The sequence below is a fragment of the Mycobacterium sp. UM_WGJ genome, from assembly GCF_000455125.1.
GTDB lineage: Bacteria > Actinomycetota > Actinomycetes > Mycobacteriales > Mycobacteriaceae > Mycobacterium.
In genome coordinates this window covers 1-6,663 of sequence record NZ_AUWR01000100.1, presented here as the reverse complement: position 1 = coordinate 6,663, position 6,663 = coordinate 1, and the positions used below count along the sequence as shown (strand labels likewise).

General features: G+C 66.2%; 7 protein-coding genes and 1 tRNA gene. 6 read left to right on the top strand and 2 right to left on the bottom strand.

The annotated features are described in order from the left end of the window. The first annotated feature begins 1 nt into the window (after position 1). The 3 genes from dmpG (at position 2) to N416_RS0120925 (ending at position 2,243) form a co-directional block, all read left to right on the top strand. Positions 2-1,009, top strand: coding sequence for a 4-hydroxy-2-oxovalerate aldolase (dmpG, locus tag N416_RS0120935; RefSeq protein ID WP_231384368.1), 1,008 nt, complete (start codon positions 2-4; stop codon positions 1,007-1,009). Positions 1,010-1,101: 92 nt separating this feature from the next. Further along, complete coding sequence (locus tag N416_RS0120930; protein ID WP_024444043.1) at positions 1,102-1,962, top strand: alpha/beta fold hydrolase; 861 nt, start codon at positions 1,102-1,104, stop codon at positions 1,960-1,962. Between the two features lie 205 nt (positions 1,963-2,167). Next, positions 2,168-2,243, top strand: a tRNA-Thr gene (locus N416_RS0120925). A gap of 166 nt (positions 2,244-2,409) precedes the next feature. On the opposite strand, the gene N416_RS0120920 is transcribed toward N416_RS0120925, so the two are convergent. Continuing rightward, positions 2,410-3,153, bottom strand: a complete 744-nt coding sequence (locus N416_RS0120920) for a hypothetical protein (RefSeq protein ID WP_024444042.1) — start codon at positions 3,151-3,153, stop codon at positions 2,410-2,412. A 108-nt stretch (positions 3,154-3,261) separates the two neighbouring features. On the opposite strand from N416_RS0120920, the gene N416_RS0120915 reads away from it, so the two are divergent. Both N416_RS0120915 and N416_RS0120910 read left to right on the top strand, forming a co-directional pair. Further along, positions 3,262-3,981 carry a response regulator transcription factor gene (locus tag N416_RS0120915; RefSeq protein WP_024444041.1) on the top strand — a complete coding sequence of 240 codons (720 nt, stop codon included), beginning with the start codon at positions 3,262-3,264 and terminating at the stop codon, positions 3,979-3,981. Positions 3,982-4,044: 63 nt separating this feature from the next. Next, positions 4,045-5,508, top strand: a complete 1,464-nt coding sequence (locus N416_RS0120910) for a cell wall metabolism sensor histidine kinase WalK (protein ID WP_024444040.1) — start codon at positions 4,045-4,047, stop codon at positions 5,506-5,508. A gap of 3 nt (positions 5,509-5,511) precedes the next feature. Here N416_RS0120910 and N416_RS0120905 read toward each other — a convergent pair whose 3' ends face one another. Next, positions 5,512-5,916, bottom strand: a complete 405-nt coding sequence (locus tag N416_RS0120905; protein ID WP_024444039.1) for an HIT family protein — start codon at positions 5,914-5,916, stop codon at positions 5,512-5,514. Positions 5,917-6,037: 121 nt separating this feature from the next. Between N416_RS0120905 and N416_RS0120900 the strand changes: the two genes are divergently transcribed. Continuing rightward, a complete protein-coding gene (locus N416_RS0120900; RefSeq protein ID WP_024444038.1) occupies positions 6,038-6,568 on the top strand; it encodes a YceI family protein in 531 nt (176 codons plus the stop codon). Positions 6,569-6,663 lie beyond the last annotated feature (95 nt).

Sequence of the window (6,663 nt, the reverse complement as noted above, 5' to 3'; positions counted from 1 at the left end):
TGTGCGGATCACCGACACTTCGCTGCGCGACGGCAGCCACCATAAGCGGCATCAGTTCACTCTCGATGAGGTCGGCGCGATCGTGGCCGCCCTGGATGCTGCCGGGGTGCCGGTGATCGAGGTGACCCACGGTGACGGGTTGGGCGGGTCGAGCTTTAACTACGGGTTTTCCAAGACCCCGGAACAGGAGCTGATCAAGCTGGCGGCGCAGACCGCCAAAGACGCCAAGATCGCCTTTTTGATGCTGCCGGGGGTGGGCACCAAGGAGGACATCAAAGAGGCCCAGGACAACGGTGGCGCGATCTGCCGGATCGCCACGCATTGCACTGAGGCTGATGTCTCCATTCAGCACTTCGGCTTGGCCCGTGAGCTGGGGTTGGAGACGGTGGGGTTTTTGATGATGGCCCACACCATCTCTCCGGAGAAGCTGGCTGCGCAGGCTCGGATCATGGCCGATGCGGGTTGTCAGTGTGTGTATGTGGTGGATTCGGCTGGTGCGCTGGTGCTCGAAGGGGTGGCCGACCGGGTGGCCGCGTTGGTCGCTGAGCTCGGTGATGACGCGCAGGTGGGTTTTCACGGGCATGAGAACCTCGGGCTGGGGGTGGCTAACTCGGTGGAGGCGGTGCGTGCCGGGGCCAAGCAGATCGATGGTTCGGTGCGGCGGTTCGGTGCGGGTGCGGGCAATGCTCCGGTGGAGGCGTTGATCGGGGTGTTCGACAAGATCGGTGTCAAGACCGGTATCGACTTCTTCGACATCGCTGATGCCGCTGAGGACGTGGTGCGCCCGGCAATGCCCGCCGAGTGCGTGCTGGACCGCAACGCGTTGGTGATGGGCTATTCCGGGGTGTACTCGAGTTTCCTCAAGCACGCCGTGCGCCAGGGTGAGCGTTACGGGGTGCCGGCGCATGAGTTGCTGCTGCGGGTCGGTCAGCGCAAGCTGATCGGCGGCCAGGAAGACCAGCTCATCGACATCGCACTGGAAATCCAGCGAGAGCGGGCCACGAAATAACCGCGGCGCTTGGAGATCCGGACCCCGACACCGCGACGGGCGGCGTCCGGCGTTAGCGTGTCTAAAGACTTTCGGGAGCTTTGAGGAGACATATGCCGACCGAGTTGAGCCACGACGAGACGCTGCGCGAGGTCACCACCGAGCAGGGGGTGCTGCGCTACCACGAGGCCGGTGACGGCCCGACACTGCTGTTGCTGCACGGCTCCGGGCCGGGCGTGACCGGATGGCGCAACTACCGTGGCGTGCTGCCCGCGTTCGCCGAGCACTTCCGCTGCCTGGTGCTGGAGTTCCCCGGATTCGGGGTCAGCGACGACTTCGGCGGGCACCCCATGGTGACCGCGTTCGGCGCGGTGCCGGCCTTCGTCGAAGCGCTGGGCCTGGACCAATTCAGCATCGTGGGCAACTCGATGGGCGGCGGCGTCGGCATCGGCTACGCGATCGGCAACCCCGACAAGGTGAGCAAGCTGGTCACCATCGGTGGCATCGGCACCAACCTGCTCAGCCCGGGGCCGGCCGAGGGTATTCGGTTGCTGCAGGACTTCGTCGACAACCCCAGTCGCGACGCGCTGGTGCGCTGGCTGCACTCGATGGTCTACGACCCGTCGGTGATCACCGAAGAGTTGATCGAGGAGCGGTGGGCACTGGCCACCGACCCGGACACCCTGGCCAGCGCCCGGCTCATGTACGGCAAAGAGTCCTTCGCCAACATGGTGAAGATGATGCAGGCGTCCAAGGGGCCGCTGCCGTGGGCGATGATGCACCGACTCAAGACGCCGACGCTGGTCACCTGGGGCCGTGATGACCGGGTCAGCCCGCTGGACATGGCGCTGATCCCGATGCGGACCATTCCCGACGCCGAGGTGCACGTGTTCCCCAACTGCGGGCACTGGACCATGATCGAGGCCAAGGACGCCTTTACCCGCGTGGTGCTGGAGTACCTGACCCGCGACTAGTCGGCGGGGCCGACTGGTTGCCTGCCCGGGCGAATCGCTGCGCTGGGTCGTGCGCTGGGGTTAGTGCGCGATTTCGGCGTCTGCCGACCAGACGACATCGACAGCGTCGGCTCGCACCTCCCGTCGGCTCGAGTCCGGCGGGGAGCGGGAGATTGGACGGCATCACCCCGTCGTACAATCGCCATGGCTCATAGAGCCGGCCCCGGCCGCGTTAGCTCAGTTGGTAGAGCGTCGCTCTTGTAAAGCGGATGTCGAGAGTTCGAGTCTCTCACGCGGCTCCATTCCTGTCGGTCCTGGGAATAGCGTCGCCTTGTGTCGGGGACCTGTCTCGGATGCGGCGTCGCTAAAGCCAGGAATCGCGGCAGGGGCGCTACTACCGGCGACAGCGGTACGCCGATGGCCGGTCCTATTGAGGCTCCGGCCTCCGGAGCGTTGCGGTCAACGGGCTCAACCCTGCGGATCGGTCGGGTCCTGGTCGATCACCCGCTGGGAGCGCACCGGCCGGGCCGACGAGCGCCGGCTGGACCGGCGAGGCAGCAGCGGGATGCGTTCGGCGATGTTGCTCAGCGGATTGACCACCAGCGTCAGCGCGATCACCGCCTCCTGCAGGGTCTCGATCGCTGGCTCCAGAGCTTCCATGCCGGGGGCCAGCCGGCTCAACGTGTCGGCGACACCGGCGAGCTGCTCCAAGGGTCCGTTACGGGCGGTCAGCTTGTCGATCAGTCCGCCTTCGGCCAGCAGCCGGTCGGCCAGGCCGTCTTCGGCCAGCAGTCGTTCGATCAGCCCGTCCTCGTCGGTCAGCTGATCCACCAGGCCGCCGGGCTGCAGGGCCCGCTGTAGCCCGCCGCCCTCGGCGGTGAGCCGGTCGATCACTCCGCCCGGCCCGGTCAGTTGGTCGACCAGGCCGCCCGGCGCCAGCAGTCGGTCGACCGGCCCACCCGGCGCCAGCGCACGGCCCAGCGGCGCGTCGTCGTCCATCAACTTGGCCAGCCGGTTGGCCCGGGCGAGGGTGTCGTCCAAGCCCAGCATCTGCGCCATCGAGCTGTTCGAGCCCTGCTTTCCGGCGTCGCCGAGGGTCTGTCGAGCCAGTCCGAGCGCCGTTGTAGCGACACCGAGACCGGCGTCGGCGATCGACAGGCCGACGCGCGCCGGGGCGGTGGACACGGCAATAAGCTGTTTGACCAGGCTCACGAGGCCAGTGTAGGGGGCATGGGGAGCGCGCATCAGCTAGATTGATTGCCAGTAAACATACAGCCGATATCCAGGTGGTTTTCACCGGACCGCGAGGGAATTGACGCTATGGGAGCAACAGCTGCGCATGACGCTGCACCGGAGGCCCGCGTTCTCATCGTCGACGACGAAACGAACATCGTCGAGCTACTGTCGGTCAGCCTCAAATTCCAGGGGTTCGAGGTCTACACCGCTTCCAGCGGGCCTGCGGCGCTGGACCGCGCGCGCGAGATCCGGCCGGACGCGGTGATCCTGGACGTGATGATGCCGGGCATGGACGGCTTCGGGGTATTGCGCCGTCTGCGCGCCGACGGCATCGACGCGCCGGCGCTGTTCTTGACCGCGCGCGACTCGCTGCAGGACAAGATCACCGGGCTGACGCTCGGCGGCGACGACTACGTGACCAAGCCGTTCAGCCTGGAAGAGGTGGTGGCGCGGCTGCGGGTCATCCTGCGCCGGGCCGGCAAGGGCGCCCAGGAGCCGCGCAACTCCCGGCTGGCGTTCGCCGACATCGAACTCGATGAGGACACCCACGAAGTGTGGAAGTCCGGCCAGCCGGTCTCGTTGTCGCCCACCGAGTTCACGCTGTTGCGCTACTTTGTGATCAATGCCGGCACGGTGCTGAGCAAGCCGAAGATTCTTGATCACGTCTGGCGCTACGACTTCGGTGGCGACGTCAATGTGGTGGAGTCTTACGTTTCCTACCTACGGCGCAAGATCGACACCGGCGAAAAGCGCCTGTTGCACACGCTGCGTGGAGTCGGTTATGTGTTGCGCGAGCCGCGATGAACGCTAGCCGCGACGAACGACTGTGGCCGGTGAGGGCCGGAAACGGATTATAGGTCGACACAGATGGGGACGGTCAAACCCCTTCGGGACATCTTGCCGCTGAAAGTCAGCCTGGTGGCCGCCACCCTGGCGATGGTGGCTATCGGGTTGCTGGCGCAGGGGTATGCCGTGACCACGATCTTGCGGCACCGGCTGATCGGCAGGATCGACGCCACGCTCATCGACGCCGCCCACGGCTGGGCGCTGGAACAGCGCGGGCGGCTGCCGTCGAGGGAGGGCGAGGACCCCAGCCCCGGCCGGCCGCCGACGAGCTTCTACGTTCGCGACGTCGACCCCGACGGCAGCATCTGGACCGTCGTCAATGACCAGAACGCCGAGCCGTTGCTGCCCCCGGACAACGACGTGGGATCGGTGCCGATCACCATCGGCTCCGTCGACGGGTCGGGCGTGCAGTGGCGGGCGTTGTCGGTGCACGGCGAGAACGGCAGGCTGATCACCGTGGCCAGGGATCTGTCCGATCCTCGGGCCACGCTGCGTTACCTGGCCTGGTGGCGGGTGACGATCGGCGTCGGGGTGCTGCTGGTGCTGGGCGCCGCCGGCTATGTGGTGGTGAACCGCAGCCTGCGGCCGCTGACCGAGGTCGAACGGACGGCGGCGGCAATCGCTGCCGGTCAGTTGGACAGTCGGGTGCCCGAACGTGATCCGCGTACCGAAGTCGGACGGCTCACGTTGGCGCTCAACGGCATGCTGGCGCAGATCCAGGAGGCAGTGGCCTCTTCAGCGGCCTCGGCGGAGAGCGCGCGCATCTCCGAGGAGCGGATGCGGCGGTTCATCACCGATGCCAGCCACGAACTGCGCACCCCGCTGACCACGATTCGCGGCTTCGCCGAGTTGTACCGGCAGGGCGCGGCCCGCGATGTGGAACTACTGATGTCGCGCATCGAAAGCGAAGCGCGCCGGATGGGGCTGCTCGTCGAGGACCTGCTACTGCTGGCCAGAACCGATGCTCAGCGTCCGTTGGAGAGGCACTGGGTCGACCTGTTGGTGTTGGCCACCGACGCGGTGCACGACGCGCGGGCCATCGCACCGAATCGCGCCGTCGAACTCGAGGTCTTCGACGGCCCCGGCACTCCAGAGGTGCTCGGCGACGAAGCCCGGCTGCGGCAGGTGCTGAGCAACCTGGTCTCCAATGCGCTGCAGCACACTCCGGACGACACCGCGATCACCGTGCGGGTCGGCACCGAGGGCGACGACGCCATCCTCGAGGTCATCGACCAGGGGCCCGGGATGAGCGAGCAGGATGTGGAGCGGGCCTTCGAACGGTTCTTCCGGACCGACTCGTCGCGGGCGCGAGCCAGCGGCGGCACCGGGCTGGGGCTGTCGATCGTCGACTCGCTGACCCGGGCGCACCACGGCTCGGTGACCGTCAGCTCTCCGCCGGGCCAGGGCTGCACTTTCCGGGTATCACTGCCCCGTCAAGCGGACACCTCAGCCCGCGCGGCTGAGGTGCCCGCTGAGATCGTCTGACTCTCAGCCCAGTTCGGCCAGTGCGGCCTTAATCTTTACCTGCGCCTCATCGAGCGACTCCGCGGGCGGATTGCGATCCACCCCGGCGAAACCGAAGTCGGACAGGCTGCGCGTCGGAAAAACGTGGACATGTAGGTGAGGAACTTCTAGGCCGGCGATGATCATGCCGGCCCGTTCGGTGTCGAAGGCGCGGCACACCGCTTTGCCGATCTTCTGCGCCACGGCCATCACCTGGGCGAAGACGGCGCCGTCGATGTCCTGCCATTGGTCGATTTCGGCGCGGGGCACCACCAGCGTGTGGCCCTGGGTCATCGGCTCGATGGTCAAGAAGGCGACGACGTCGTCGTCCTCGTAGACGAATCTGCCCGGTAGCTCCCGGTTGATGATCTTGGTGAACAAGGTGGTCATGGGATCAGCATATGCACCGAGTGCCAGATTAAAGCGCCGCTGCTGCGTATTATCGAAAACGAGCTGATACCCCTGAATATCCGTAGTGCTGGCTTGCCACGCCAGAGACAGAGGAGATGAGATGTCATCTGTCGCAACATTTCTCAGCAGTCCGAAGGCAGTGGGAACCTGGAGTCTGGATCCGGGGCAGTCAAGCGTCCGATTTGAGAACGGAACCATGTGGGGTGCGCTGAAGGTCCGGGGCGCGTTTACCGAATTCAGCGGCAGCGGCGAGATCAAGGACGACAAGACGGTGACGGGCAGGGTCAATATCAAGGCTGCCTCGATCAACACCGGCCTGGGCACCCGGGACCACGACCTGCGCCGATCGAACTTCTTCAACACCGACCATTACCCGGACATCACCGTGGTGGTTACCGGTGGGGAGCCGGCCGGCGGCGATGTCGCGCGGCTGGACGCCGAACTGACTGTCAAGGGCATCACCGGACCGTTGCCGCTGAAGGTCGAGGTGTCCGCGCTGAACGACGGCGGGGTACGGCTGACCACCGAGACGACCGTCACCCGCAAGCAGTTCGCGGTGGAGGGGAACTTCCTGGGCATGGTCGGCAACAGGACCAAGCTCAAAGCCAGCCTGGTGTTCCGGCCCGACTGATTCTTCGCGACTCTGCGCTGAGAGCGTGCGCTTCTCGCACTTCTTCGCCCTCAGCGCAGAGTCGACTGATGCCTTATCGGTCCGCTGTGCCGTAA